The sequence below is a fragment of the Pseudomonas sp. Marseille-Q7302 genome (genome assembly GCF_965111925.1).
Map to the genome: position 1 here is coordinate 3,691,535 of NZ_CBCOPK010000001.1, position 25,930 is coordinate 3,717,464.

The 25,930-nt window shown below is 66.6% G+C and carries 16 protein-coding genes and 1 pseudogene; 8 read left to right on the forward strand and 9 right to left on the reverse strand.

What is annotated here, in order from left to right:
- Positions 1 to 7: 7 nt before the first annotated feature.
- The 4 genes from topA to fadB form a co-directional block, all read right to left on the reverse strand.
- Positions 8 to 2,614 (reverse strand): type I DNA topoisomerase, encoded by a 2,607-nt coding sequence (gene topA / locus ACWPW1_RS17240; RefSeq protein ID WP_059315862.1) that lies wholly within the window; start codon positions 2,612 to 2,614, stop codon positions 8 to 10.
- Positions 2,615 to 2,763: 149 nt separating this feature from the next.
- A complete protein-coding gene (locus ACWPW1_RS17245; RefSeq protein ID WP_059315863.1) occupies positions 2,764 to 3,015 on the reverse strand; it encodes a DUF1653 domain-containing protein in 252 nt (83 codons plus the stop codon).
- 69 nt (positions 3,016 to 3,084) lie between these two features.
- Positions 3,085 to 4,263 carry an acetyl-CoA C-acyltransferase FadA gene (gene fadA / locus ACWPW1_RS17250; RefSeq protein WP_059315864.1) on the reverse strand — a complete coding sequence of 393 codons (1,179 nt, stop codon included), beginning with the start codon at positions 4,261 to 4,263 and terminating at the stop codon, positions 3,085 to 3,087.
- Positions 4,264 to 4,278: 15 nt separating this feature from the next.
- Positions 4,279 to 6,426, reverse strand: a complete 2,148-nt coding sequence (gene fadB, locus ACWPW1_RS17255; protein WP_059315865.1) for a fatty acid oxidation complex subunit alpha FadB — start codon at positions 6,424 to 6,426, stop codon at positions 4,279 to 4,281.
- A 411-nt stretch (positions 6,427 to 6,837) separates the two neighbouring features.
- On the opposite strand from fadB, the gene ACWPW1_RS17260 reads away from it, so the two are divergent.
- Entirely contained in the window at positions 6,838 to 7,278 is a 441-nt protein-coding gene (locus ACWPW1_RS17260) for a universal stress protein (protein WP_059315866.1), read from the forward strand.
- A gap of 207 nt (positions 7,279 to 7,485) precedes the next feature.
- Here ACWPW1_RS17260 and ACWPW1_RS17265 read toward each other — a convergent pair whose 3' ends face one another.
- Positions 7,486 to 9,402 carry an ATP-binding cassette domain-containing protein gene (locus ACWPW1_RS17265; protein ID WP_454253527.1) on the reverse strand — a complete coding sequence of 639 codons (1,917 nt, stop codon included), beginning with the start codon at positions 9,400 to 9,402 and terminating at the stop codon, positions 7,486 to 7,488.
- A 220-nt stretch (positions 9,403 to 9,622) separates the two neighbouring features.
- Here ACWPW1_RS17265 and ACWPW1_RS17270 point away from each other — a divergent pair, with 220 nt between their 5' ends.
- The 5 genes and pseudogenes from ACWPW1_RS17270 to phnE all read left to right on the forward strand — a co-directional run bounded on the left by ACWPW1_RS17270 (position 9,623) and on the right by phnE (position 14,989).
- Entirely contained in the window at positions 9,623 to 11,551 is a 1,929-nt protein-coding gene (locus ACWPW1_RS17270) for a transglycosylase SLT domain-containing protein (RefSeq protein WP_454253528.1), read from the forward strand.
- A gap of 197 nt (positions 11,552 to 11,748) precedes the next feature.
- Positions 11,749 to 12,597 carry a putative selenate ABC transporter substrate-binding protein gene (locus ACWPW1_RS17275; RefSeq protein WP_059315869.1) on the forward strand — a complete coding sequence of 283 codons (849 nt, stop codon included), beginning with the start codon at positions 11,749 to 11,751 and terminating at the stop codon, positions 12,595 to 12,597.
- Complete coding sequence (locus ACWPW1_RS17280; RefSeq protein ID WP_454253529.1) at positions 12,594 to 13,403, forward strand: phosphonate ABC transporter ATP-binding protein; 810 nt, start codon at positions 12,594 to 12,596, stop codon at positions 13,401 to 13,403. The genes ACWPW1_RS17275 and ACWPW1_RS17280 overlap by 4 nt, the downstream gene beginning before the upstream one ends.
- Positions 13,397 to 14,209: pseudogene (locus ACWPW1_RS17285) on the forward strand (PhnE/PtxC family ABC transporter permease); the annotation flags it as partial. The gene ACWPW1_RS17280 and the pseudogene ACWPW1_RS17285, both read left to right, overlap by 7 nt.
- Before the next feature lie 3 nt (positions 14,210 to 14,212).
- Positions 14,213 to 14,989 carry a phosphonate ABC transporter, permease protein PhnE gene (phnE, locus tag ACWPW1_RS17290; RefSeq protein ID WP_454253939.1) on the forward strand — a complete coding sequence of 259 codons (777 nt, stop codon included), beginning with the start codon at positions 14,213 to 14,215 and terminating at the stop codon, positions 14,987 to 14,989.
- An 8-nt stretch (positions 14,990 to 14,997) separates the two neighbouring features.
- On the opposite strand, the gene selA is transcribed toward phnE, so the two are convergent.
- A complete protein-coding gene (gene selA / locus ACWPW1_RS17295) occupies positions 14,998 to 16,407 on the reverse strand; it encodes an L-seryl-tRNA(Sec) selenium transferase (protein WP_454253530.1) in 1,410 nt (469 codons plus the stop codon).
- A gap of 201 nt (positions 16,408 to 16,608) precedes the next feature.
- On the opposite strand from selA, the gene ACWPW1_RS17300 reads away from it, so the two are divergent.
- Entirely contained in the window at positions 16,609 to 17,784 is a 1,176-nt protein-coding gene (locus ACWPW1_RS17300; RefSeq protein ID WP_454253531.1) for a hypothetical protein, read from the forward strand.
- Positions 17,785 to 17,901: 117 nt separating this feature from the next.
- Positions 17,902 to 18,426, forward strand: coding sequence for an ankyrin repeat domain-containing protein (locus ACWPW1_RS17305; RefSeq protein WP_323150081.1), 525 nt, complete (start codon positions 17,902 to 17,904; stop codon positions 18,424 to 18,426).
- On the opposite strand, the gene ACWPW1_RS17310 is transcribed toward ACWPW1_RS17305, so the two are convergent.
- The 3 genes from ACWPW1_RS17310 to katG form a co-directional block, all read right to left on the reverse strand.
- Positions 18,427 to 19,350 (reverse strand): SdiA-regulated domain-containing protein, encoded by a 924-nt coding sequence (locus ACWPW1_RS17310; protein ID WP_454253532.1) that lies wholly within the window; start codon positions 19,348 to 19,350, stop codon positions 18,427 to 18,429.
- Between the two features lie 66 nt (positions 19,351 to 19,416).
- A complete protein-coding gene (locus ACWPW1_RS17315) occupies positions 19,417 to 23,412 on the reverse strand; it encodes a Pls/PosA family non-ribosomal peptide synthetase (protein WP_454253533.1) in 3,996 nt (1,331 codons plus the stop codon).
- A gap of 229 nt (positions 23,413 to 23,641) precedes the next feature.
- Positions 23,642 to 25,903, reverse strand: a complete 2,262-nt coding sequence (katG, locus tag ACWPW1_RS17320) for a catalase/peroxidase HPI (protein ID WP_454253534.1) — start codon at positions 25,901 to 25,903, stop codon at positions 23,642 to 23,644.
- Positions 25,904 to 25,930: the final 27 nt, after the last annotated feature.

The window sequence follows — 25,930 nt, forward strand, 5'->3', positions numbered from 1 at the left end:
CAGGGCTCTAGCGCTTTTCTTCCACCTGCCACTTCTTGCCGTCGTAGAAGGCCTTCCAGCCGGTGGGCTTGCCCTCGACCTCGGTCTGCACGTACTGCTCCTTGGTCTTGCGGCTGAAGCGGATCACCGCCGGGCGACCTTCGGAATCCTTCACCGGAGCACTCAGCAGATAATGGTACTTGGGATCGATCTCGTCGCGATGGGGCAGCAGTTCGCTGACCAACGGCGCACGGGTTTCGCGATTCTTCGGAAAGCCGCTGGCAGCCAGGAACAGCCCCGAAGCGCCGTCACGCAACACATAGGTGTCGTCGACCTTTTCGCAACGCAGCTCCGGCATGGGCACGGCATCCATCTTCGGCGGTGCGGGCTCGCCGTTCTTGAGCAATTTGCGGGTGTTCTTGCAGGCTGGATTGGTACAGCCGAAGAACTTGCCGAAGCGGCCCGTCTTGAGCTGCATCTCGCTGCCGCACTTGTCGCACTCGAGCGATGGACCTTCGTAGCCCTTGATGCGATAGCTGCCTTCTTCGATTTCGTAGCCCGGACAGTCCGGGTTATTGCCGCAGACGTGCAGCTTGCGATGCTCGTCGATCAGATAGGCGTCCATCGCGGTGCTGCAGATGGGGCAGCGATGCTTGCCGCGCAGAACCAGGGACTCGGACTCGCCCTCGTCGTCATCGGCGATCTCGTCGCCCGGCACCAGATTGATGGTGGCCTTGCAGCGTTCCTTGGGCGGCAGGGCGTAACCGGAGCAGCCCAGGAAGACGCCAGTGGAGGCGGTACGGATCATCATCGGCCGACCGCAGAGCTGGCAGGGAATGTCCGTCAGGGTCGGCTGATTGGCTCGCATGCCCTTCTCGCCCGCTTCGGCGTATTCCAACTTCTGCTTGAAATCCCCATAGAATTCGTCGAGCAGATTCTTCCAGTCCCGTTCGCCCTGGGCGACGTTGTCCAGATTGCCTTCCATGTTGGCGGTGAAGCTGAAGTCCATCAGGTTGGCGAAGCTTTCGTTCAACCGGTCGGTGACGATGTCGCCCATCTTCTCGGCATAGAACCGGCGATTGTGCACCGTCACGTAGCCGCGATCCTGGATGGTGGAAATGATGGCGGCATAGGTCGACGGTCGGCCGATACCGCGCTTCTCCAGCTCCTTGACCAGGCTGGCTTCGGAGAAGCGGGCCGGCGGCTTGGTGAAGTGCTGGCTGGGGTCGAGCTTGACCAGGCCGAGGTCTTCGCCCTGCTTCATCTCGGGCAGGACGTCGTCGTCGCCCGGCTTGCCCTGCTGGGGCAGGACACGGGTGTAGCCGTCGAACTTGAGGATGCGGCCACGGGCACGCAGCTCGAAGTCTCCCGCCGCGGCGGTCACCGTGGTGGACAGGTACTCGGCCGGGGGCATCTGGCAGGCCAGGAACTGGCGCCAGATCAGCTCGTACAGGCGCTCGGCGTCCCGCTCCATGCCCGACAGGCTGTTGGGCTTGACGTTGACGTCGGACGGGCGGATGGCTTCGTGTGCTTCCTGGGCGCCTTCGCGGCTGCCATAGACGTTGGCCTTTTCCGGCAGGTACTGCTTGCCAAATTCGCTCTCGATGTAGCCGCGAGCCATGGCGATGGCATCACCGGACAGGTTGGTCGAGTCGGTACGCATATAGGTGATGTAGCCAGCCTCATAGAGACGCTGGGCCATCATCATGGTCTTCTTCACCCCGAAGCCCAGGCGATTGCTCGCCGCCTGCTGCAAGGTGGAGGTGATGAAGGGCGCCGAGGGCCGGCTGCTGGTCGGCTTGTCTTCGCGCTTGGCGATGCGATAGCCGGCCTTCTCCAGCTTGGCCAGCGCGGCCTTGGCCTGGGCCTCGTTCAACGGCTTGAAGGCTTCACCCTTCTCGCGCACCACCTCGAAGCGCACCTGGTCCTTTTTCGGGGTGGCGAGGTCGGCGTGGATTTCCCAGTATTCCTCGGGGACGAAGGCGCGGATCTCACGTTCGCGCTCCACGACCAGCTTGACCGCAACGGATTGCACCCGACCAGCGGACAGGCCACGGGCGATCTTCGACCACAGCAGCGGCGAGACCATGTAGCCGACCACGCGGTCCAGGAAGCGACGGGCCTGCTGGGCGTTGACGCGGTTGATATCCAGTTCGCCAGGCTGGGAGAAGGCCTCCTGGATGGCCTTCTTGGTGATCTCGTTGAAGACCACGCGCTTGTAGCGCGAGTCGTCGCCACCGATGGCTTCCCGCAGGTGCCAGGCGATGGCCTCCCCTTCGCGGTCCAAGTCGGTTGCGAGATAGACGGTATCGGCGTCCTTGGCCAGACGGCGCAGTTCCTCGATCACCTTTTCCTTGCCAGGCAGGATCTCGTAGTGCGCCTTCCAGCCGTGTTCGGGGTCGACGCCCATGCGGGTGAAGAGCTGGCGCCGGGCCTTTTCCTTGGGTGACAGCGCGGGCGCCTCGGCGGCGGTCTTGCGCGTCTTGGCGGCGGGCTCCTTGGCGGTGCCGGCGCCGCTGGTGGGAAGGTCGCGGATATGGCCGATGCTCGACTTCACCACGTACTGGTTACCCAGATACTTGTTGATGGTCTTGGCCTTGGCCGGGGATTCCACGATGACCAGCGATTTACCCATGGGAGAGTCAGATTCCTGCTTGAAAGCGGTGAGCGAGCGAAAGGCGAGCGCCGGGACGGCGGATGGAGGACCAGAACGACTTCAGTCTGGTGCGCCGGGGGCGGTCGGCCAACGCGGCACCGCTATATATAGTGGCGATGTCGGCAAGGTCAAGGCTGGGGCGTGGTATCCAGACCCAGGGGATCGGCTTCGACGCTGATCAGCGCGAAGCGCGGCACCTGCTCGCCATCCACCTGGACGCTCTCGCGAAACATGCTCAAGGGCCGCGCCCAGAGACCGTATTCGCCGTACAGCGCCTGATAGATGACCAGCTCTTCCTCGGTCTCCGAATGCCGGGCCACGCCCAGTACTCGATATTGCTGACCCTTGTAGTGCCGGTAGAGTCCCGTCTGCAATGCCATGTTCCACCTCGAAAAAAGAAAACCGGGGCAGCCCTGGGGGCGCCCCGGTCGGATGACGCACGCCGCGGATCAGCGCAGGCGTTCGAACACCGTGGTGATGCCCTGGCCGAGACCCACACACATGGTGGCCAGGCCGAAGGTGCCGTCATTCTGTTTCATGACATTTAACAGCGTGCCTGAAATTCTGGCGCCAGAGCAACCGAAGGGGTGACCCAGGGCGATGGCGCCCCCGTGCAGATTGACCTTTTCCTCCATCTTGTCGAGCACCTTGAGGTCCTTGAGCACCGGCAGGGCCTGGGCCGCGAAGGCTTCGTTGAGCTCGATGAAATCGATGTCGGCGATGGTCAGGCCAGCGCGCTTGAGGGCCTTCTGCGAAGCCGGGACCGGACCGTAGCCCATGATCGCCGGATCCACGCCGGCCACGGCCATGGAGCGGATCTTGGCCAGCGGCTGCAGGCCCAGGTCCTGGGCGCGCTGGGCGGACATGACCAGCATGCAGGAGGCGCCGTCGGTGATCTGCGAGGAGGTGCCGGCGGTCACGGTACCACCCTTGGGATTGAACGCCGGCTTCAGGGCAGCCAGGCCTTCGAGGGTGGTTTCCGGACGGATGGTCTCATCATGGCTGAAGACCTTGAGGAAGCCGTTCTCGTCGTGACCTTCCAGGGGAATGATCTCGTCCTTGAACTTGCCTTCCTGGGTCGCCTTCCAGGCCAGCTGATGAGAGCGGTAGCCGAACTGGTCCTGGGCCTCGCGGGTGATGCCGTGCATCTTGCCCAGCATCTCGGCGGTCAGGCCCATCATGCCGGAGGCCTTGGCGGCGTGCAGCGACAGCTGGGGGTTCGGATCGACGCCGTGCATCATGCCGACATGGCCCATGTGCTCCACGCCGCCGACGACGAAGACGTCGCCGTTGCCGGTCTGGATCGCCTGGGCGGCGGTGTGCAGGGCGCTCATGGAGGAGCCGCACAGCCGGCTCACCGTCTGGGCGCCGCTGGTATGGGGGATGCGGGTCAGCAGCGAGGCCATGCGGGCGATGTTCCAGCCCTGCTCCAGGGTCTGGTTGACGCACCCCCAGATCACGTCTTCCACCTCGGCCGGGTTGACCTGGGGATTACGGTCAAGGACTGCGTCGATCAGCCGCGCGGACAGGGTCTCGGCGCGGGTGTTGCGGTGCATGCCGCCCTTGGAACGGCCCATGGGCGTGCGGGCGAAGTCGACGATGACGACGTCTCTCGGATTCAGACTCATTTCTTTACTCCAGGCTCAACCGAAGAAGCGTTGGCCAGCGGCGGCCATTTCGCGGAGTTTGGGGGTCGGGTGGTACAGCGGCCCGAGGTCGGCGTACTTGTCGGCCATGGCGACGAATTCGGCCACGCCCAGGCTATCGATGTAGCGCAGCGCACCGCCACGGAAGGGTGGGAAGCCAATGCCGTAGATCAGGCCCATGTCGGCCTCGGCGGCGCTGTCGACGATGCCGTCTTCCAGGCAGCGCACGGCTTCCAGGCACAGCGGTACCATCATCCGCTCGACGATTTCCTCGTCGGTGAATTCACGCTGTTCGTAGGTGACCGGTGCCAGCACCTCGGCCACGGCCGGATCGGCGACCTTCTTCGGCTTGCCCTTCTTGTCGGTCTCGTAGACATAGAAGCCCTTGCCGTTCTTCTGGCCGAAGCGCTGGGCTTCGTAGAGGGCGTCCACCGCGGTCTTGCGACTTTCCTTCATGCGCTCGGGGAAACCCTCGGCCATGACGTCGCGGGCGTGGTGGGCGGTGTCCATGCCGACCACGTCCATCAGGTAGGCCGGACCCATGGGCCAGCCGAATTTTTCCATCAACTTGTCGACGCGCTGGAAATCGGCACCCTGGGCCAGCAGCGCGGCGAAGCCGCCGAAGTACGGGAAGAGGATGCGGTTGACCAGGAAGCCGGGGCAGTCGTTGACCACGATGGGGTTCTTGCCCATCTGGCGGGCGTAGGCCACGGTGGTGGCGATGGCCCTTTCGCTGGTCTTCTCGCCGCGGATCACCTCGACCAGGGGCATCATGTGCACCGGGTTGAAGAAGTGCATGCCGCAGAAGTTTTCCGGACGCTTGAGCGCCTGGGCCAGGAGGCTGATGGAAATGGTGGAGGTGTTTGAGGTGAGGATGGCGTCCTCGCGTACCTGGCCTTCCACTTCGGCCAGCACGGCCTGCTTGACCTTGGGATTCTCGACCACCGCCTCGACCACCAGGTCGACGCTCTTGAAGTCGCCATAGGACAGGGTCGGCCGGATGCGATTGAGCGCCTCGGCCATCTTCACCGGCTCCAGGCGGCCCTTCTCGACACGTTTGTTGAGCAGCTTGCTGGCTTCGCTCAGGCCCAGCTCCAGGGCTTCGTCGCGAATGTCCTTCATCAGGATCGGCGTGCCCTTGAGCGCGGACTGGTAGGCGATGCCACCGCCCATGATGCCGGCGCCCAGGACGCTGGTCAGCTTGACCGGAGCGGCCTGCTTCTCCAGCACCTTGGCCTTGCGCTTGAGCGCCTGGTCATTGAGGAACAGGCCCACCAGGCTGGCGGAGACCGAGGTCTGGGCCATCTTGGCGAAGCCGGCGCCTTCGACCTCCAGGGCCTTGTCGCGACCGTAGTTGGCGGACTTCTGGATCGCCTTGATGGCTTCCAGCGGCGCCGGATAGTGCGGCCCGGCCTGGCTGGCGACGAAACCCTTGGCCGACTCGAAGGCCATCATGGCTTCGATGGCATTGAGCTGCAGCTTCTCCAGCTTCGGCTTGCGCTTGGCGCGGTAGTCCAGCTCACCGGCGGCGGCGCGGCGGACCAGGTCCAGCGCCGCGTCGAACAGGTGCTCGGGCGCGACCACGGCATCGGCCACACCGACCTTGAGCGCGGTGGCGGCGTCGTTTTCCTTGCCAGAGGCGATCCACTCGATGGCGTTGTCGCTGCCGATCAGGCGCGGCAGGCGGACGGTGCCGCCCCAGCCCGGATAGATGCCCAGCTTGACTTCGGGCAGGCCGATGCGCGCGGCGGTGCTCAGCACCCGGTAGTCGGCGGCCAGGGTCATCTCGCAGCCGCCACCCAGGGCGATACCGCCCACGGCGGCCACGGTAGGTACCGGCAGGTCTTCGAAGTCGTTGAAGATGCGATTGATCTCGGCGATGCCGGCCTGCAGCTCTTCGGTCGGCCGGCCGAACATCTCGACGAATTCGGTGATGTCGGCGCCGACGATGAAGACGTCCTTGCCGCTGGTGACGATGACGCCGCGCAGTCCGGCATGGGCTTTCAGGGCGTCCACGGCCTGGCGGAATTCACGCAGGGTGATGGCGCTGAACTTGTTGACCGATTCGCCTTGGAGGTCGAAGCGAAGTTCGGCGATGCCGTCCTCCACGTCGCGCACCGAAAGGGCTTTGCCTTCGAAAATCATCAGCGGGTCTCCCTTGAGTCCTGGTCGCAAGGCGGGCGGCAGCTTCGGATGGAAGCCGAAAATCGCCAGCCCCGATATTGTTCTGTGGAGGGCACCGGCCGGGCCGGGGCGAAAATTCATACAACCGTTTGAACGGCTCGCACAACCTTCTGGCAAAAGCGCGCTCTTGTCAATTGGGACACAAGGGAAAGCGGCGGGTATTCGAACGACGGGTGCTTGAGCTTGCCGCGCTTCTGTGCAAGATAGCCGTGGAGCTATCCCCGACTCCTGGAGTCGAAACTACAAGTGGGCGAGCGTCTGCCTGAACAGTTGTCGAGCGAAAGCCGGTTCTGTTCGGCCAGAACCTGAAGCCCGCGAATCGAGCGCCAGCCATGGTATGGCCTGGCGCCCCATCATGAAGGAGAGATGTGTATGGCCTACCAACACATATTGGTTGCTGTCGACCTGACCGATGATTGCCAGCCGGTAATCCGTCGCGCCGTGGCCCTGGGTCAGTGCTGTGGCAGCAAGGTGTCCCTGGTGCACGTGGTCGAGCCTATGGCCATGGCCTTTGGCGGTGATGTGCCCATGGATCTGTCGTCGCTGCAGCAACAGCAGATCGAGCAAGCTCGCGAGCGGCTGGATGGTTTCACCACCCAGTATGCCGAGCTGGCCGGCAACTGCGTGCTGGCCTACGGGCAACCGCGTCAGGAGATTCACCGCATGGCCAAGGAGCAGGGCTGCGACCTGATCGTGGTCGGCAGCCATGGTCGTCATGGCCTGGCCCTGCTGCTGGGCTCTACGTCCAACGACCTGCTGCACGGCGCGCCCTGCGATACCCTCGCGGTGGCCCTGAACAAAGACAAGGCCTAAAAGCCTGCTCAAAGTCTGCTGCGCGTCGGCCAAACTGCGTTGAAAATGGCCTGGGTCGCCAGCCCGGTCGGAATGCTCATTTACCACTCGTAAACTCGAGCGCGAGCCCGGTCCGCTTCCTCAGCCATTTTCGTGGGGCCGCCTAGGCCTTGTTTGTCTCTAGCTCGCGAGACTTTGAACGGACTCCAAGCCCGCGGCCGGGTTGGATCACTCCAACTCGGCCCAGCGCTCGATGAGGCGATCCAGTTCCGCTTGCAACGCCTCCATGCGGGCAAGCTTGCCGCGGCTGACCTCGGCAGGTAGCTGATAGAAACCCGGATCGGCGATGGCCGTCTGCAAGGCCTCCAGCTCGATCTCCGCGGTCTCGATGGCAGCTGGCAGAGCGTCCAGCTCGCGCTGCTCCTTGTAACTGAGCTTGCGCTTGGCTGGCGCGGCTGTAGCAGCCACGGGAGTGGCGACCGGCGCAGGTTCACTCTTGCTAGCCGGTTGTGCCGACTTGCCGTCTTCACGGGTCTGCACACCCAGCAGACGTGGCGAGCCGCCCTGGCGCAGCCAGTCGTGATAGCCGCCGACGTATTCCTGTACCCGCCCTGCCCCTTCGAACACCAGGGTGCTGGTCACCACGTTATCGAGGAAGGCCCGGTCGTGGCTGACCATCAGCACGGTGCCCTCGAAACTCAGCAACACCTCTTCGAGCAGTTCCAGGGTCTCGACGTCGAGATCATTGGTCGGTTCGTCCAGCACCAGCAGGTTGGCAGGCTTGCTGAACAGCTTGGCCAGCAACAGCCGGGCCCGCTCACCACCGGACAGCGCCTTGACCGGCGTACGGGCACGCTGCGGACTGAACAGGAAGTCCCCCAGGTAGCTCAGTACGTGGCGATCCTGGCCATTGATGGTGATGAACTCGCGCCCCTCGGCGAGGTTGTCGATCACCGTCTTTTCCGGCTCCAGTTGCAGGCGCAGCTGGTCGAAGTAGGCGATCTCCAGCTTGGTGCCGTACTGGATCTTGCCGGCGGTGGGCTGCAGGTCACCCAGCAGTAGCTTGAGCAGGGTGGTCTTGCCCGAGCCGTTGGGGCCGAGCAGACCGATACGATCGCCGCGCTGGATCATCAGGGTCAGGTCGCGGATCAATGGCTCGCCGCCAGGATGGGCATAGCTCATGTGCTCGGCGAGGATGACCTGCTTGCCTGACTTGTCGGCCGTTTCCAGCAGGAGATTGGCCTTGCCCTGGCGTTCGCGTCTCTCGCTACGCTCGTTGCGCATGGCCTTGAGGGCTCGGACGCGGCCTTCGTTGCGGGTACGTCGGGCCTTGATGCCCTGGCGGATCCAGACCTCTTCCTGGGCCAGGCGCTTGTCGAACAGGGCATTGGCGGTCTCTTCCGCCGCCAGCTGCTGCTCCTTGTGCACCAGGAAGCTGGCGTAGTCGCCCTGCCAGTCGATCAGGTTGCCACGATCCAGTTCGAGGATGCGGGTGGCCAGGGCCTGGAGGAAGGCACGGTCGTGGGTGATGAACAGCACGGCGCCGGGATAGCCGCGCAGGGCGTCTTCCAGCCAGGCGATGGCGCCGATGTCCAGGTGGTTGGTGGGTTCGTCGAGCAGCAGCAGATCGGGCTCGGCCACCAGGGCCTGGGCCAGCAGCACGCGCCGCCGCCAGCCACCGGAGAGTTCGGCGAGGGTCTTCTCCGCCGGCAGCTGCAGCCGGCTCAGGGTGCTTTCCACCAGTTGCTGCAGGCGCCAGCCATCACGGGCCTCCAGCTCCTGCTGGACGTGCATGAGGCGCTCCATGTCCAGTTCACCGCTGGTGTCCTGGGTCAGGTGGTGATACTCGGCGAGCAGCTCGCCGACGCCCGCGAGGCCGGCGGCCACCACGTCGAACACCGAGCGGTCGTCGGCGCGCGGCAATTCCTGCGGCAGCTCGCCGATCTTCAGCGCCGGGGCGCGCCAGACCTCGCCATCGTCGGCCTGCTGCTCACCCTTGACGATGCGCAGCAGGCTGGATTTGCCGGTGCCGTTGCGGCCGATGATGCATACCCGCTCGCCCCGTTCGATCTGCCAGGACACCCCGTCCAGCAAGGGGGTGACGCCAAAGGCCAGGGATACGTTGGTGAACTTGAGCAGCGCCATGGGTTTCTCCGCGAAAAAGGCCAACCAGTCTAGCAGAGACGCCTACCCCGGCGCCGGTCGACGCGAGCCGGCGAAACGTCCGGACCGCCCGACGGCAGGCCATGGCCAACGCTTTCGCCGCCTGGCGCCGGCACGTAAGCTAGACTGCCCCGTGACGGTCGGCCGCCTGCCCTGCGTAGCGCGCGCCACCCCCTCCGCATCCAGCTTTTACGGAATTCCCATGCGCGGTCGCCTGTTCGTCATCCTGCCCCTGCTCCTCGCTCCCCTGATCGGCTCCACCACTTCGCAAGCCGCTCCCCTGGAGCAGCAGCGGCAACTCTACGACCAGGCCAAGGCGGCGCTGGACCGGGGCGACGCCAGTGTCTACCTGGCCAATCGCGGCGACTTGCGCACCTATCCGCTGGAGCCTTACCTGGCTTACGACGAGCTGATCAAGCGCGTTCCTGGCGCCAGCGATGCCGAGATCGAGACCTTTCTCGCCGAGCATGGCGATCTGCCGCAATCCAACTGGCTGCGGCTGCGCTGGCTGCGCAGCCTGGCCGATCGCGGCGACTGGAATCGCTTCGAGAAATACTATTCGCCCGACTACAACTTCACCGAGCTGGACTGCCTGCACGGCCAGTACCTGATCGCCCAGGGCAATGCCAGCGAGGGCTTCAAGCTGGCGGAAAAGTACTGGCTGGTGGGCAAGGCTCAACCGACCAGCTGCGATGGCCTGTTCCAGGCCTGGGCGGCGCGCGGCCAGCTCACCGAGGAGCGGGTCTGGGAACGCGCCAAACTGGCCGCCGACAAAGGCGAGTACGGCCTGGTGCGCACCCTCTCCGCCCAGTTGCCGACCCTGTCCGGCCAGGCCCAGCGGCTGATCGACGTGGCCCAGAAGCCCCAGCAGATCGCCAATGTCCAGGCCTTCGCCCCGGCCAGCGAAAGCCTCGCCGACGTGGTCGGCCTGGGACTGCGCAAACTGGCCCGCCAGGACCCGGAACAGGCCATGGGCCTGCTCGAGGTCTACAGCCAGCGCATGCCCTTCACCCGCGACGAGAAGGTGGCCATCGCCCGCCAGATCGGCCTGACCCTGGCCAAGAACTTCGATCCGCGCGCCCTGCCGCTGATGGAGCGCTACGATCCCGAGCTGCGTGACGACGACGTCAGCGAATGGCGCGCCCGACTGCTCCTGCGCCTGGGCCGCTGGAGCGATGCCCATGCCCTGATCGAGCGCTTCCCACCGAGCCTGGCCAAGGCCAATCGCTGGGAATACTGGCGCGCCCGCACCCTGGAGCTGATGCAACCGCAGAGTCCGCAGGTGCTGCGCGAATACGCCGAGGTCAGCCGTGAGCGTGACTACTACGGCTTCCTCGCCGCCGACCGCAGCAAGGCGCCCTATCAGCTCAACAACAAGCCACTGATGCTCAGCGACGCGCTCAAGCGCAAGGTGCGCAACACGCCTGGCGTGCAGCGTGCCCTGGAGTTCATCGCCCGCGGCGAGCCGATCAATGCCCGCCGCGAGTGGTTCTATGTCAGCCGGCACTTCAACCGTGACGAACTGGTCGCCCAGGCCCGCATGGCCTACGACATGCAGTGGTACTTCCCGGCAATCCGCACTATCAGCCTCGCCAAGTACTGGGACGACCTGGACATCCGCTTCCCCATCGCCTATCGGGAAAGCTTCGTGCGCGAGGCCCAGACCCGCGGCCTGCACAGCAGCTGGGTGTTCGCCATCACCCGCCAGGAGAGCGGCTTCATGGCCGATGCGCGCTCCGGCGTGGGCGCCATAGGATTGATGCAGTTGATGCCGGCCACCGCCAGCCATACCGCCAGCAAGTTCGCCATTTCCCTGGCCTCGCCGCAGCAGGCGCTGACCCCGGAAAAGAACATCCAGCTGGGCACCGCCTATCTCTCCATGGTCCATGCCCAGTTCAACGGCAACCGCGTATTGGCCTCGGCCGCCTACAACGCCGGGCCGGGCCGGGTGAAGCGCTGGCTGAGCGGCGCCCGCCACCTGGCCTTCGATGTCTGGGTGGAGACCATTCCCTTCGACGAGACGCGGCAATATGTGCAGAACGTGCTGGCCTATGCGGTGATCTACGGGCAGAAGCTCAATTCGCCGCAACCCCTGGTGGACTGGAACGAGCGCTTCTTCGACGAGACCTGAGCGCCCGCCGGCTAGTCCGGCCATCAACATAGCGGACTCGAACGCCTGGCGAGTCCGCTGCACAACCGCTCTCCAGAGCGCTTCTGCCGTCCCGCCATGGCTTCCGGCACCGTTCAGGGGTAGGCGACGGCTGCGCAAACGAGCGCCACCCCCTATACTGCAGCCCCTTTTTTTCCGCTATTGAACCGGAGAAACCCATGCTCAAGCGTTCGCTGGCCCTGGCAGCAGGCCTGGCCCTGTCCCTGACGTCCCTGCTCTCCCACGCCGCCGACGAATTGCGCGTCTCGGCCATTCCCGACGAGGCTCCCACCGAGCTGATCCGCAAGTTCAAGCCGCTGGGTGAATACCTGCAGCAGCGCCTGGGCATGCCGGTCAAGTTCGTGCCGGTATCCGACTATGCCGGCGTGGTGGAAGCCATGGCGTCGGATCGGCTGGACATGGCCTGGTTCGGTGGCTTCACCTTCGTCCAGGCGCAGCGCAAGGCGCCGATGAATCCCCTGGTGCAGCGCGAAGAAGATCAGCAGTTCACCAGCAAATTCATCACCGCCGACCCAGCCGTGAAGAGCCTGCAGGACCTCAAGGGCAAGACCTTCGCCTTTGGTTCGGTCTCCTCCACCTCGGGCAGCCTGATGCCACGCTACTTCATGCAGAAGGACGGCATCGTCCCTGAGCAGTTCTTCTCGCGGGTAGCCTATTCCGGCGCCCATGATGCCACCGTTGCCTGGGTTGCCGCGGGCAAGGCCGATGCCGGGGTGCTCAACGCCTCGGTGTGGAAGAAGCTGGTCGACGCCGGCAAGGTCGACACCAGCAAGGTGCGGGTGATCGCCACCACCCCGACCTACTACGACTACAACTGGACGGTGCGCGGCAATCTGGATCCGCAACTGGCGGCCAAGATCAAGCAGGCCTTCCTCGACCTGGACCCGGCCAAGCCGGCGGACAAGGCGATCCTCGACCTGCAGGCGGCCAGCCGCTTCGTGCCGACTTCGCCGGACAACTACAAGAGCATCGAGGCTTCCGCCCTGGCAGCCGGCCTGCTCAAGTGAGTCTCGCCCTCAGGGGCGTGACGCTGGTACACGCCGACGGCTCGCCTGCCCTGGTCGATCTCGACCTGCACCTGGAACAGGGTGAACAGGTCGCCCTGATCGGCCCGTCCGGTGCCGGCAAGACCAGCCTGCTGCGGCTGCTGGCCACCGGTCTGCGGCCGGTGGCGGGTCAGCTGGAGCTACTCGGGGAAGATCCCTGGACGCTGGGCAACCGCGCACGGCGCCAGCTGCGCGCCCGCATCGGCCTCATTCACCAGGCCCCGCCGCTGCCCGCACGCCAGAGAGTTATCACCGCGGTGCTGGCCGGACGTCTCGGCCAGTGGTCGCTGGCGCGCAGCCTGATCAGCCTGGTGCATCCCCTGGATCGCGACGGCGCCGCCGCCGCCCTGGCGCCGCTGGACCTGGCCGACCGTCTCTACGCCTCCTGCGATCAGCTGTCCGGTGGCCAGTTGCAGCGCATCGGTATCGCCCGGGCACTCTACCAGCAGCCGCAGCTGCTGCTTGCCGACGAACCCGTGTCGGCCATGGACCCGGTGTTGGCCGGTCACACCCTGGAGGTACTGCGCGACACCGCCGGGCGCCAGGGCACCACCCTGGTCACCAGCCTGCACAATGTGGAGCTGGCGCTGCAGCGCTTTCCGCGCATCCTCGGCCTGCGCGCCGGCAGGCTGCTGTGGGACAAGCCCGCCAGCGCGGTGAGCGAGGCCGATCTCGCGGCGCTCTATGCCAATGACGGCCTGAGCACCACCCTATCGCCCGCCGCGCCGACTCCGGCCGAGACGCCGCTCGATCTGCCACGATGCTGAATCCGCCTCGTCGGGACCCCGCTACCCGGCCCCGCCTGCTGCTTACCCTGCTGGCCCTGGTGCTGGCCTGGCCGACGCTGCGCCTGGCGGAATTCGATCTCTTCGGACTCTTCACCGGCGATAATGCCCGCACCATGGGCAACTTTCTCGCCGGCTTCTGGCCACCGGCCCATGACGCCGACTTTCTAGCCGTGCTGGGGCGCGCCACCCTGGAAACCCTGGCCATCGCCACCCTGGGCATGGCCCTGGCGGCACTGATCGCCCTGCCCGCCGCCCTGCTGGCCACCCGCGCGCTGTCGATCTCCGCGCTGCCCCGCGCCGGTCGCCCCGGTCGGTTGCCGCGCCTGCTCCGCGGGCTGGTCCGCGGGGTACTGATCGTCCTGCGCAGCGTGCCGGAGATCGTCTGGGCGCTGCTATTCGTCCGCGCCGTCGGCCTGGGCCCCACGGCGGGGGTGCTGGCCATCGCCATCACCTACGGCGGCATGCTGGGCAAGGTCTATGCGGAGATCTTCGAATCGGTCGATCCACGCCCGGCGCGGGCCCTGCTGCTGCAGGGCGCCGGTCGCCTGCAGGCCTTTGTCTATGGCGTGCTGCCCAATGCCGCGGGCGAGATGATTTCCTACAGTGTCTACCGCTGGGAGTGCGCCATCCGCGCTTCGGTGGTGATGGGCTTCGTCGGCGCTGGCGGCCTCGGCCAGCAGGTGGACCTGTCGCTGCGCATGTTTGCCGGTGGCGAGGTAGCCAGCCTGCTGCTGACCTTCCTGGTACTGGTGCTGCTGGCCGATGTGCTGAGCCGGCTGCTGCGCCAGATGGAACGCCGGGCCAGCGGCCGCGGGCTGTTGACGGTGGTGGCGATGGGCACCGCCCTGCTGGCTTCCATCAGCTACCTGGGAACGGCCTTCGGCGAATTGCTGAGCGCCCGCGCCCTGGGTCAGATGGGTAGCTTCCTGGCCGATTTCCTCAAGCCGGATTTCTCCGTCGGCCAGCTGTCGGCCGTGGCCCGGGGCGCTGTGGAAACCCTGGCGATGTCGGCCCTGGGTACCCTGCTCGCCGGACTGCTGGGGCTGCTGCTGGCCTTGCCGGCGGCCGGCCGCTTCGGCCTGGCCGCCCTGGCGCTGGCGCGACTGCTGCTCAACGCCCTGCGTGCCGTTCCCGAACTGGTCTGGGCGGCACTGATGGTGCTGGCCGCCGGGCTCGGCCCCAACGCCGGCACCCTGGCTCTGGCCCTGCACACCGCCGGGGTACTTGGCCGATTGTTCGCCGAAGCCCTGGAAAACACCCCCAAGGCACCGGCCGAGGCCATCCGCCTGGCCGGCGGCGGCGCGCTGACGGCCTTTCTCTACGGCACCCTGCCGGCGGTCTGGCCGCAGTTGCTGGCCTATCTGCTCTATCGCTGGGAAAACAACATCCGCATGGCCAGCATCCTTGGCTTCGTCGGCGCTGGCGGCCTGGGGCAGCAGCTGTACTTCAGCCTGAGCCTGTTCCAGCAGGCCCAGGCCGCCACCGTGATCCTCGGCATGCTGGTGCTGGTGCTGGGCGTGGATCTGCTGAGCAACTGGGCAAGGCAGCGCTGGGTGGTGCGCTGAGCCAATCCCTAGCGGATTTCCGGTAGCAGCAACTCCGGCAACTGGGCCAGGAAGGCGGCCTCGTCGTCGAGCTGGCGCAGATCCAGCCAGAGGGCATCAGCGTCGATGCGCCCCACCACCGGGATGGGCAGTTGACGCAACCCCTCTTCCAGCTGCCGCAGGGCGCGGCCGCGCAAGCGCTTGCTGACCTGAGGGCGGCAGCACAGCGCCGCGCCGGGCAGCCGCGCCACTGGCTGGGCGCCGCTGCCGATCATGCCCAATGCCGGTTCCACGCTTACCGCATAGGTCGCGTCCAGGACGGCGGCGAAGGCTGGCAGCAGGCGCTCGGCCTGGGCGGTGATGTCAGCTGCCGGGCGAGATAGCAGACGCAGGCTGGGCAGCCGCTCGGCCAAGCGATCCGGATCGCGATAGAGCGCCAGGGTCGCCTCCAGGGCGGCCAGGGTCAGCTTGTCTACCCGCAGGGCGCGCTTGAGCGGATTCTTCTTGATGCGCTCGATGAGGTCGCGCCGGCCGACGATGAGGCCACACTGGGGTCCGCCAAGCAGCTTGTCGCCACTGAAGGTCACCAGGTCCGCGCCATCGCGCAGGGCCTGCTGCACCGTGGGCTCGGCGGGCAGGCCCCAGCGGGTCAGGTCCACCAGGGTGCCGCTACCCAGGTCTTCCAGCAGCGGAACCTCATGGGCGCGGGCGATGGCGGCCAGCTCGGGGGTGGCGACGCTGGCGGTGAACCCCTGGACGCTGTAGTTGCTGGTGTGCACGCGCATCAGCAGCGCGGTACGCGGCCCGATGGCCGCCTCGTAGTCGCGGGCATGGGTGCGATTGGTGGTGCCCACTTCCACCAGCTTGACCCCGGCGCGGGCCATGATGTCGGGAATGCGGAAGGCGCCACCGATCTCGATCAGCTCGCCACGGGACAGCACCCCTTCCTTGCGTGCGCCTATGGCATGCAGGGCCAGCAGGACCGCCGCGGCGTTATTGTTGACCACGGTCACCGCCTCGGCGCCGGTCAGTTCGCGTACCAGGTCGGCCACCAGGTCGTCGCGATCGCCGCGCTTGCCGGTGGCCAGGTCGAATTCCAGATTCATCGGCTGACGCGCGGCCTCGCTCACCGCGGCGATGGCCTCTTCCGCCAGCAGGGCCCGCCCCAGGTTGGTGTGCAACACCGTGCCGGTGAGGTTGAACACCCGCCGCACCCGCGGCTGACTGCTCAGCGCCAGGCGCTCGCCCAGGCGTCCGGCCAGGACGCCCTCCTCCACCTCCACGGCGGCCAGGGTGCCCGCTCTCAAGGCCTCGCGCAGATCGTCCAGCAGGGACCGGTAGCCGCCAAGCACCTGCTCGCGACCGTGCCGCTCCTCCAGCGGACGCGAAGCGGGATGGCGCAGCAGGCGGTCGATGGATGGCAGGCGGATGGCGGTCATGAAAGCCTCTTGGGTCGAGTCGACCCCCAGTGTAGCCCGAACCCACGACGGGTCGACCAGGGTACTGGCAGACCCAAGGAGCTGCCGCAGGCGCCGCCAGCCATGACCGCAGGCGGCTGGGCCCAGACCTCGGCCGTCTGGAAATGACCCCCGGGTTCCCGGTTTGCCGCGTGCCAGAGCCCGTCCTAGGATGGAAATCGAGTGCTTGCCCGACCGTCCGCCCACGACGCCGACGGCAGCGCCCTGGCCACCACGTCCACCGCCTTCGACAACAAAGGTGCCGTCATGTCCAAGAAAACCTCCCTCTGGGCCAGCGATGGCCTGTTCGACCACAGCGACATCGTCAGCCTCGGCAACTTCACCTATGTGCACACGCTGAAGAGTGCCGAGGTCGCGCCGCCGCAGCAGACCGCCTCGTCCAGCACCCCCACCGTCAGCGAATTTCTCAACGGCGCCATCAGCGAGTACGTGCTGGGTGGCACGCCCGACGGCATGCGGCCCTTCCTGGTCGATGGCCATCAGCTGACGCTGCACAACTCGCTCAACGGCGCGACGGCCCACACCTGGATCACCGCCGAGAACCAGGTACTCATCACCTATGCCGGCACCACCCGCGGCGAGAACCTGCTGATCGATCCCCTCTCCACCGCCGGTGGCCTACTGAGCGATCTGCAGATCCTCGGCCAGCAGGTGTCCAGCGCCCAGCACCAGTCGCTGGACTTCGCCCGCCAGGTGATCGAGGCGGCGGCCAAACAGGGCTATGGCACCCAGGACATCTTCGTCACCGGTCACTCCCTGGGTGGCATCTCGGCGGAATACGTTGCCCAGCAGACCGGTCTGGGCGGCATCAGCTTCGAGGCCTCGGGGATTCCGCGTGACCTGCACGCGGTGGGCCAGGGAGGCAACTTCGTCAACGTGGTCACCCTCGGTGATCCAGTGGCCAACTACAGTTCCGACATCCGTGGCGAGCAACCCTTCGCGCCCAGCTTCGTCAGCCAGGCCGAGGGCGGTGGCAGCCTGCCGCACTATGGCTCGCTGTTCCTGATCGGCGCCCAGGCGGATCAGCAGGACCTGGCCGAGGCGGCGGCCAAGGTGGGCCACCTGTTCAGCGGCGACAACGGCGGCCAGGTCACGCCGGTGGATGCCGCCCTGCATCCGGTCAGCGTCACTGCCGGACTGGCCGAGGCAGTACGGCTGGTCGCCGAATTCCACCTGCCGGCCGCCGAGTACACCAACCTGGGCGTGACACCTACCGGCGGCTTTCTCGATACCCTGCCAGCGCATATAGGCACGGCGCACGGTCCGGTGCTGATGGTCGGCAACTACAGCGTGGCGGAGCTGCAGGCCTTTGCCGAGACCCACGCGACCTTCGGTTAGCCGGCTCGCGGCGGCCTTGTTTCGCCGCCGCGATAGAACTCCCCCTTGCCGTTCGGGTCTGCCCTCCTATCGCCCGGGACCCTCGGGGTCCCGCCCGCCGTAGCCCAGGAGAGAACCATGACCGAAGACGGTCCCCAGCGCATGACCGATGAAGAAGCCCAGGAATTCGCCACCGAGGTGTTCAACCTCGCCCGCACCGGCAATGCCGAGGTGCTGGCTCTGGTGCTGGAAAAGGGGCTGACGCCCAACCTGCGCAACCACAAGGGCGACAGCCTGCTGATGCTGGCCAGCTACCACGGCCACCTGGAGGCCAGTCGCGTGCTGCTGGAACACCAGGCCGACCCGAATCTGGCCAACGACATGGGCCAGTCACCACTGGCCGGCGCCGCCTTCAAGAACAACCTGCCCATGGCCGAACTGCTGCTGGACCAGGGCGCCGCCGTGGAAGGCGCCATGCCCGATGGCAAGACCGCGCTGATGATGGCGGCGATGTTCAATCACGTGCAGATGGTGGAGCTGCTCATCGCCCGCGGCGCCGATCCCAGGGCGCGCGACGCCGCCGGCAACACTGCGCTGAGCGTGGCCCGCGCCATGGGCGCCCAGGATACCCCCGCCGTGCTGGAGCGCCTTGGCGGCGTCTGATCAGCGCTTCTGGTAGCGATAGAACAGGTTAGGCTCGCTGACCACATAGAGGTTGCCGGCCCCATCCAGGGTGACCCCTTCCGGCTGGCGGATACGCCGTAACAGGCCGCCGAAGGGAGCCACCAAGGAGCGGGTGTCCAGGGTGCGCCCCTGGTCGTCGAGTTCGATCAGCATCCGCGATTCGTCGCTGAGCAACAGCAGGTGACCGGTACGGCGATCGACATGGACCGCGGACAGATCGCCGGTGCTCGGCGCCTGGTCCAGCCAGGCCTGGCGGTCGATGATGCGTAGGGCGAAGTCGCCGTCGAAGCTCTTGAGCAGGCCGCGGATTTCATAGAGCTTGCGCGGTGAGTGCTCCTTGACCACGAACAACCGATCGCGGGCGGCGTCGTAGTCCAGTCCTTCGAAACCCTGGTTGGCGCGGGGGAAGAGATCCAGGGTCAGACTGCGGTAGTCGCTACGGCGCAGGACGTCATCTCCCTCGGGAATATCTACCAGGGTCAGGGCATTGGCGCCCTCTTCCGCCAGCAGCAGGCGATCGTTGCCCAGATAGGTCACGCCCTCTACATCGTCGAAGCCTTCCAGGCGATGCCGCTGCAGCAGGTCGCCGTCGCGACTCAGGGCCAGGAGCTCCGGCGGATTGTTGACCACAGCCCAGAGTCGATCGCGCACCGGGTCGTAGCTGAGATCGGAGAGATTCTCGGTGACGCCGGCCACCGGCTTGGCTTCCACCGCGACGCGATAACGCCCCAGCTCCAGGGAAGTCCGGGGTTCGCTCTGCCACTGCTGGCCGAGCCAGAACAGCAGCTGGCTGTCCAGGTGGCTGCTGCGCAGGCCCTGGGTGAGCCCCAGCGCCAGCAGCAGGGCCAGGCCCAGCCGCCAACCGTTCCGCCCAACCCTGATCCGTCGTACCCACGCCGTCATCGCCTTGCCCCGTCATCGTTGTACGGGCGGAGTATCCAGGGCTGTCTTTATGGTTGTATGACAGTCCTAACGACGGGGCTGAACGGGGTTACCTTCCCAACGCGAGTGATCTGGCAGGGTTTCGCCCTTCATCACCAGCGACAGGGGCCCCAGTTCCACGTTGTCGCCGACCCGGGCGCCATAGAGCACCACGCTGCGCGGCCCCAGGTTGATGCCGGCACCCAGCTCCACCTCGCCGACCTTCATCACCCGGTCTTCGAACAGGTGGGTCTGGGGACCGGCCAGGGCGTTGAGTTCGCCGTGATCGCCCAGCCGCACGCAGTCGAACTCGGTGAGGTCGGTGGTATCCAGGTAGGTGCCCCGGCCCAGTCGGGCGCCGAGCAGGCGCAGTGCCAGGGGCAGCCAGGGCGTACCGCGCAGGGTGCCGAGCAGATTGGGCACGGCCAGGGTCTCGTAGAGGCTGGTGATAGCTTCGCTGCGCCAGACGAAAAAGGTCCACATGGGCGCCGAGCGCGGGCGATAACGACCGACCACCAGCCACTTGAGGCCCAGCACCACCAGGAAACTGGCCAGGGCGAAAGCGCTGCCGGCCAGCAGGGTCTCGCCAAGCAGTTGCAGCCAGGTTCCGGCCTGCCACAGCGGTACCAGGGCTTCGGCGATGGCGCAGCCGGCGGCGACGGTGAAGCCGGTAGGCAGCACGATGCGCAGGGCCTCGATCAGACCACGCGCCACCCGGCGCCAGGGTGCCGGGCGGAACGTCAGGCTTTCCGGGTAGCCGGTGAGGGTTTCCCGCGCCGGCAACCGCACCGCCGGCGAGCCTAGCCAGGTTTCGCCCTGGCGCAGGGGTACGCCTTCGTCGAGCCGACCAAGGACACCGATCAGGACGTCCTCGGGGATATGGCAGCCGTCGGCGACATAGGCGCCGTTGCCGACGAAACTGCGGCGGGCGATGGAGGTGCGCCTGAGGGTCATCCAGCCCTGGGCTACCTGTTCGTCGCCTAGCATCACGGCATCGGCGATAAAGGTCTCGGCGCCCAGTTCCAGCAACGAGGACACCGGGCCCTGGGCGGTGGATATCTCCGCATCACGGCCGACCCGGGCACCCAGCAGGCGATACCAGAGGGCCGAGTACACGGTGGCATAGAGGCCCTGCAGGCTTTGCAGCGCCGACTCCTGGATCAGGTTGGCCAGCCACTTGCGCCAGTAGAAGAGGCTGTCGACCGACCACTGGCCTTCGTCCAGGCGCGGCAGGATCAGCCGGCGCGCCAGGGCGCAGCCGAGCAGGGTCAGGGCGACGCTGACCACGCCCAGTGGCAGCGCCAGCACCCCATACTGCAGGGCGTCGAGCAGCAGCGAAGAGGTGTGCCACCAGGGCAACCCGCCCAGGTTTTCCAGCTCGTCGATCAGCAACGCCAGGGGAAACAGCGGCATGAAGAACAGCACCGAGACCACCAGGCCGCTGAGGGCATAGAGCCCTTTGAGCAAGGTACGTTGGGCGCGGGACACCGGGGTTGGCGGCAGGACGCGGGCACCGGCGGCACCCTGGTCGTGGGCCGGCGCGCCGCCCCAGTTGCGTCCGGCCGGGACGCGCTGACCGCTGCGCAGGGCGGACTGGGCCTGCAGGCGAGCGCCGTCACCAAGGGCGGTATCGCCTTCGAGGATGGCATAGGAGCCGACCTGCGCCTCCTGGCCGAGGGTCACGGGGCCAAGCAGCAACTCGCCGCGCAGCACCCGGGCGTTCTCGAAGTTGACGCCATTGCCCAGGCTGGCGCCCTGCCCCAGGGTCAGCAGCTCGGGGACGCGCAAGGTCAGGGTGCCGACGAAGGCCTCGGCACCGACCTGGGCGCCCAGCAGCCGGAGCCAGCCACGAGCCAATGGCGAGCCGCTGAGCAGGTAGGCCGGCGCCAGGGCGAGAAAGCGCTCGCCCAGCCACCAGCGGTAGTAGGTCAGGCCCCACAGCGGATAACGACCGGGCTGCAGGCGCCCGGTCAGGCGCTTGCCTACCAGGGCCACGGCGAATTCCAGGCCGATGGCCAGAACGAACAGACTCAGGGCGGTCAGCATGGCCAGGGGCAGCGTGGTGCCGGAATGGATCAGCAGCGGGAAGGCCAGGAAAGGTGCCAACCAGCGTCCCAGGCGCAGGGTCAGGAGTGGCGGCAGAGCCGCCGCCTGGGCCAGGCCGCAACGCCAGCGGCGCCAGCGGCTGGGTGGGGCCCAGGCCTCGGTGGCGGTGGCCTGGCCGGCCTCGGCGGCATCCGCCTCCAGGGCGTCGGCAATGGCGCCCAGGGTGCGACCGGAATAGACCGCCTTGACCGTGGCGCTGGCATAGCGCGAGTCCTGACGCAGGCGCGAAACCAGGCGGGCGGCGAACAGCGAGTGACCGCCCAGGTCATCGAAGAAATCCATCTCGGCGTGCAGCGCCTGGCCGGGAAACAGTTCGGCGGTGGCCGCGAGAACGGCGCCCAGGGCGCCGCTGGCCGGAGCGACCGGCGCCACCACGGCAATGGCCAGCGGCCGGGTGCGCAACTGCTTGCGGTCGATCTTGCCGGAATTCAGTCGCGGCATCTCGCCGAGCCACTCGAAACGGCTGGGCACCATGTACAGCGGCAGGCAGCCGGCGAGCTCGGTCCGCAACAGGTCGCTGCGCGGCACCGGGCCGCCATCGCCGACCAGGAAGGCCACCAGTTGCTCGACGCCGGCCTCTTCGCGCAGCACCACCGCCACGGTCCCGACGCCGGGCTGCCTCGCCAGGGTGGCTTCGATCTCGCCCAGCTCGACCCGATAGCCGCGGATCTTCACCTGGTCGTCGACCCGCCCCAGGCAATGCACCTGACCGTGTTCGTCGACCCGCGCCAGGTCGCCGGTGCGATAGAGCTTGAGGTCGTGGCTGCCGGTGCTCCAGGGATTGGGCAGGAATTTCTCGGCGGTCAGTTCGGGACGCCCCAGATAGCCATCGGCGACACCCGGACCGGTGATGCAGAGTTCGCCCACCTGGTCGCGCGGCAGCAAGGTCAGCGGCTGGCTGGCATCGGCCGGCACCACCAGCAGGCTGTAGTTGGGCAGCGGGCGGCCGATGGTCACGGGTTCGCCCGCGTGCAGCTGCGCCAGACTGGCCGAGACGGTGGCCTCACTCGGACCATAGGTATTGAATAGTTGCCGCTGCGGCCGACTCCAGCGCGCCACCAGGGGCTCGGGGCACATCTCGCCGCCGAGGTTGATCAGCCTCAGGCTGGGGACATCTTCCGGCAACAGCGCCAGCAGGGTCGGCACCACGTGCAACACGCTGATGCGATTGGCGGTCAGGGCGCGGGCCAGGGCCTCGGGGTCGGCGGTGATCTCCCGCGGCGCCAGCCAGAGGGTGGCGCCCACCAGGTAGCTGATCCAGATCTCCTCGAAGGACATGTCGAAGGCCACCGAGAAGCCCTGGTAGACCCGATCGCCGGCCTCGATGCCGAGCAGCGAATTCTCACTGCGCAAGAAGTGGCAGATGCTGTCCTGGCGGATGCCGATGCCTTTGGGTTTGCCGGTGGAGCCGGAGGTATAGATCAGATAGGCCAGGTTGTCCGGGGAGACCTGGCCACGCCGGCGCAGGGTCTCGCCCTGGGCCAGGGCGACGCTCAGCTCGTCGGGGGTCCAGCAGCCAAGCCCGGGACGCGCCAGCAGATCGGCGAAGGGCGCTCCAGTGATGACACCGACCGCCTGGGCGTCCTCCAGGCAGAGGGCCACGCGGTCGGCCGGGGTCTCGGCATCGCAAGGCAGCCAGGCGGCGCCAGTCTTGGCGATGGCCAGTTGCATCACCAGCAACTCGATGCCGCGGGGCAGCCAGAGGCCGACCACGCGGCCAGGCCCGGCGCCAGCCGCCAGCAGCCGCGAGGCGGCGCGATCGGCCCAGGCGTCCAGCTCGCCGTAGCTCAGGCTGCGCTCGCCTTCGAGCAGGGCGGGCCGCTCCGGCGCCCGCGCCGCGGTGGCCTCGAACAGATCGGCGAGGACTTCATCGCGGCACAGGTCGGGGCGGATGGGGCCTTCGATCAGACTGAGGGAGAGTTCGGCAAGCGCTTCCATGGGGACAGCCTCTGGGTGTTTAGCGCAGTCTGTATTCCCTCGGTTATGCGCTCCTTAAGGTGCGCTTAGGGTTTGCTTAAGGCGGGCCGGACGTGGCGCATCACACGCAAAAAAGGCTCTGGAATGCGCCTTCAAGGCGACTCTCCATTGATCGGCGATGAGTGGCGGGTCGGTTCCGCGGACAAAAAAACGCCTCCCGGAGGAGGCGTTTCTGGTTACCACGCGGCGATCAACGCAGATCGAAACGGTCCAGCTCCATCACCTTGGTCCATACCTTGACGAAGTCCTTGACGAACTTCTCCTGGGCGTCGGCACTGCCATAGACCTCGCTCAGGGCACGCAGCTGGGCATGGGAACCGAACACTAGGTCGACCCGGGTACCGGTCCACTTCAGCTCGCCGCTCTGGCGATCACGACCTTCGAAGGTGGCCTTGTCCGGACCGGTGGCCTTCCATTCGGTGGCCATGTCCAGCAGGTTGACGAAGAAGTCGTTGGTCAGGGTCTGCGGTCGCTGGGTGAAGACGCCATGCTTGGCACCGTTCACGTTGATGTCCAGCACGCGCAGGCCGCCCAGCAGTACCGTCAATTCGGGCGCGGTCAGGTTCAGCAGGTGCGCCTTGTCCACCAGCAGGAATTCCGGCTTGACCTTGAACTCCCCGCCCACATAGTTGCGGAAGCCATCGGCCCAGGGCTCCAGATGCCCGAAGGAGTGGACGTCGGTCTGCTCCTGGGAGGCATCCACGCGACCCGGGGTGAAGGGCACGCTGATCGAATGACCCGCCGCCTGGGCGGCCTTTTCCACCCCGACGCTACCGGCCAGCACGATCAGGTCGGCGATGGAGACCTGCTTGCCCTCCCCGTGGAAATCACGCTGGATGCCTTCCAGCACGCCCAGCACCTTGGCCAGTTGCGCCGGCTGGTTGACCTCCCAGTCCTTTTGCGGCGCCAGGCGCAGACGGCCACCGTTGGCCCCACCGCGCTTGTCGGAACCGCGGAAGGTGGAGGCAGCCGCCCAGGCGGTGCCGACCAGTTCGGACACGCTCAGGCCGGACGCGGCCAGCTTGTCCTTGAGCGCCTTGACCTCGGCCTCGCCCAGGGGCGCGCCTTCGGTCTTGGGCAGCGGGTCCTGCCACAGCAGTTCTTCGGTGGGGGTTTCCGGGCCCAGGTAGCGGGCCAGGGGCCCCATGTCTCTGTGGGTCAGCTTGAACCAGGCACGGGCGAAGGCGTCGGCCAACTGGTCCGGGTTTTCCAGGAAGCGGCGGGAGATCTTTTCGTAGGCCGGATCGAAGCGCAGCGCCAGGTCCGAGGTGAGCATGGTCGGCTGGTGACGCTTGTTGGGATCATGGGCATCGGGCACGGCATTGGCACCAGCGCCGTCCTTCGGTCGCCACTGGTGGGCACCGGCGGGACTCTTGAACAGCTCCCACTCGAACTTGAACATGTTCTCGAAGTATTCATTGCTCCAGCGGGTAGGCGTGGAGGTCCAGGTCACTTCGAGGCCGCTGGTGATGGTATCGGCGCCCTTGCCGGTGCCATAGCTGTTCTTCCAGCCAAGGCCCTGCTGCTCCAGATCGGCCGCTTCCGGCTCGGCACCGACGCTGGTGGCGGGACCTGCGCCGTGGGTCTTGCCGAAGGCGTGACCGCCAGCGATGAGGGCGACGGTTTCCTCGTCGTTCATGGCCATGCGGCCAAAGGTCTCGCGGATGTCATGGGCCGAAGCCACCGGATCGGGGTTGCCCTCCGGGCCTTCCGGGTTCACATAGATCAGACCCATCTGCACCGCGCCCAGGGGATTTTCCAGGGTGCGCTGCGGATTATCATTGCGACTGTGCTCCACCGGATGCTGCTCGGGCTGTGCGGTCAGCACACCGTCGCCGGGCTGCTCCATCTTCTTGTGGGCACCATAGCGCACGTCACCACCCAGCCAGACGGTTTCCGAACCCCAGAACACCGCATCGTCCGGTTCCCAGACGTCCTGGCGACCGCCGGAGAAGCCGAAGGTCTTGAAGCCCATGGATTCCAGGGCGACGTTGCCGGTGAGGACGATGAGGTCGGCCCAGGAGATCTTGCGCCCGTACTTCTGCTTGACCGGCCAGATCAGCCGGCGTGCCTTGTCCAGGCTGACGTTGTCCGGCCAGCTGTTCAGGGGCGCGAAGCGCTGCTGGCCCTGACCGGCGCCACCGCGGCCGTCACCGACCCGATAGGTACCGGCGCTGTGCCAGGCCATGCGCACGAACAGCGGACCATAGTGACCGAAGTCGGCCGGCCACCAGTCCTGGGAATCGGTCATCACGGCGCGCAGGTCAGCCTTCACCGCTTCCAGATCGAGGCTCTTGAATTCGGTGGCGTAGTCGAAGTCCTCGCCCATGGGATCGGACAGGGACGAGTGCTGGTGCAGGAAGTTGAGATTGAGCTGATTCGGCCACCAATCCTTGTTGGTGGTACCACCGCCGGCGGCATGATTGAACGGGCACTTGGATTCGGTCGACATCTTCTTGGCACCTCAGGGTCTTGTTCA

What these genes read in the sequence shown, in the direction of transcription:
- fadA (WP_059315864.1), bottom strand. Translation starts at nt 4,263, where the DNA reads ATGAGTCTGAATCCGAGAGACGTCGTCATCGTCGACTTCGCCCGCACG.
- topA (WP_059315862.1), bottom strand. Translation starts at nt 2,614, where the DNA reads ATGGGTAAATCGCTGGTCATCGTGGAATCCCCGGCCAAGGCCAAGACC.
- ACWPW1_RS17260 (WP_059315866.1), top strand. Translation starts at nt 6,838, where the DNA reads ATGGCCTACCAACACATATTGGTTGCTGTCGACCTGACCGATGATTGC.
- ACWPW1_RS17270 (WP_454253528.1), top strand. Translation starts at nt 9,623, where the DNA reads ATGCGCGGTCGCCTGTTCGTCATCCTGCCCCTGCTCCTCGCTCCCCTG.
- phnE (WP_454253939.1), top strand. Translation starts at nt 14,213, where the DNA reads ATGGAACGCCGGGCCAGCGGCCGCGGGCTGTTGACGGTGGTGGCGATG.
- ACWPW1_RS17310 (WP_454253532.1), bottom strand. Translation starts at nt 19,350, where the DNA reads ATGACGGCGTGGGTACGACGGATCAGGGTTGGGCGGAACGGTTGGCGG.
- katG (WP_454253534.1), bottom strand. Translation starts at nt 25,903, where the DNA reads ATGTCGACCGAATCCAAGTGCCCGTTCAATCATGCCGCCGGCGGTGGT.
- ACWPW1_RS17265 (WP_454253527.1), bottom strand. Translation starts at nt 9,402, where the DNA reads ATGGCGCTGCTCAAGTTCACCAACGTATCCCTGGCCTTTGGCGTCACC.
- ACWPW1_RS17315 (WP_454253533.1), bottom strand. Translation starts at nt 23,412, where the DNA reads ATGGAAGCGCTTGCCGAACTCTCCCTCAGTCTGATCGAAGGCCCCATC.
- ACWPW1_RS17245 (WP_059315863.1), bottom strand. Translation starts at nt 3,015, where the DNA reads ATGGCATTGCAGACGGGACTCTACCGGCACTACAAGGGTCAGCAATAT.
- selA (WP_454253530.1), bottom strand. Translation starts at nt 16,407, where the DNA reads ATGACCGCCATCCGCCTGCCATCCATCGACCGCCTGCTGCGCCATCCC.
- ACWPW1_RS17275 (WP_059315869.1), top strand. Translation starts at nt 11,749, where the DNA reads ATGCTCAAGCGTTCGCTGGCCCTGGCAGCAGGCCTGGCCCTGTCCCTG.
- fadB (WP_059315865.1), bottom strand. Translation starts at nt 6,426, where the DNA reads ATGATTTTCGAAGGCAAAGCCCTTTCGGTGCGCGACGTGGAGGACGGC.
- ACWPW1_RS17305 (WP_323150081.1), top strand. Translation starts at nt 17,902, where the DNA reads ATGACCGAAGACGGTCCCCAGCGCATGACCGATGAAGAAGCCCAGGAA.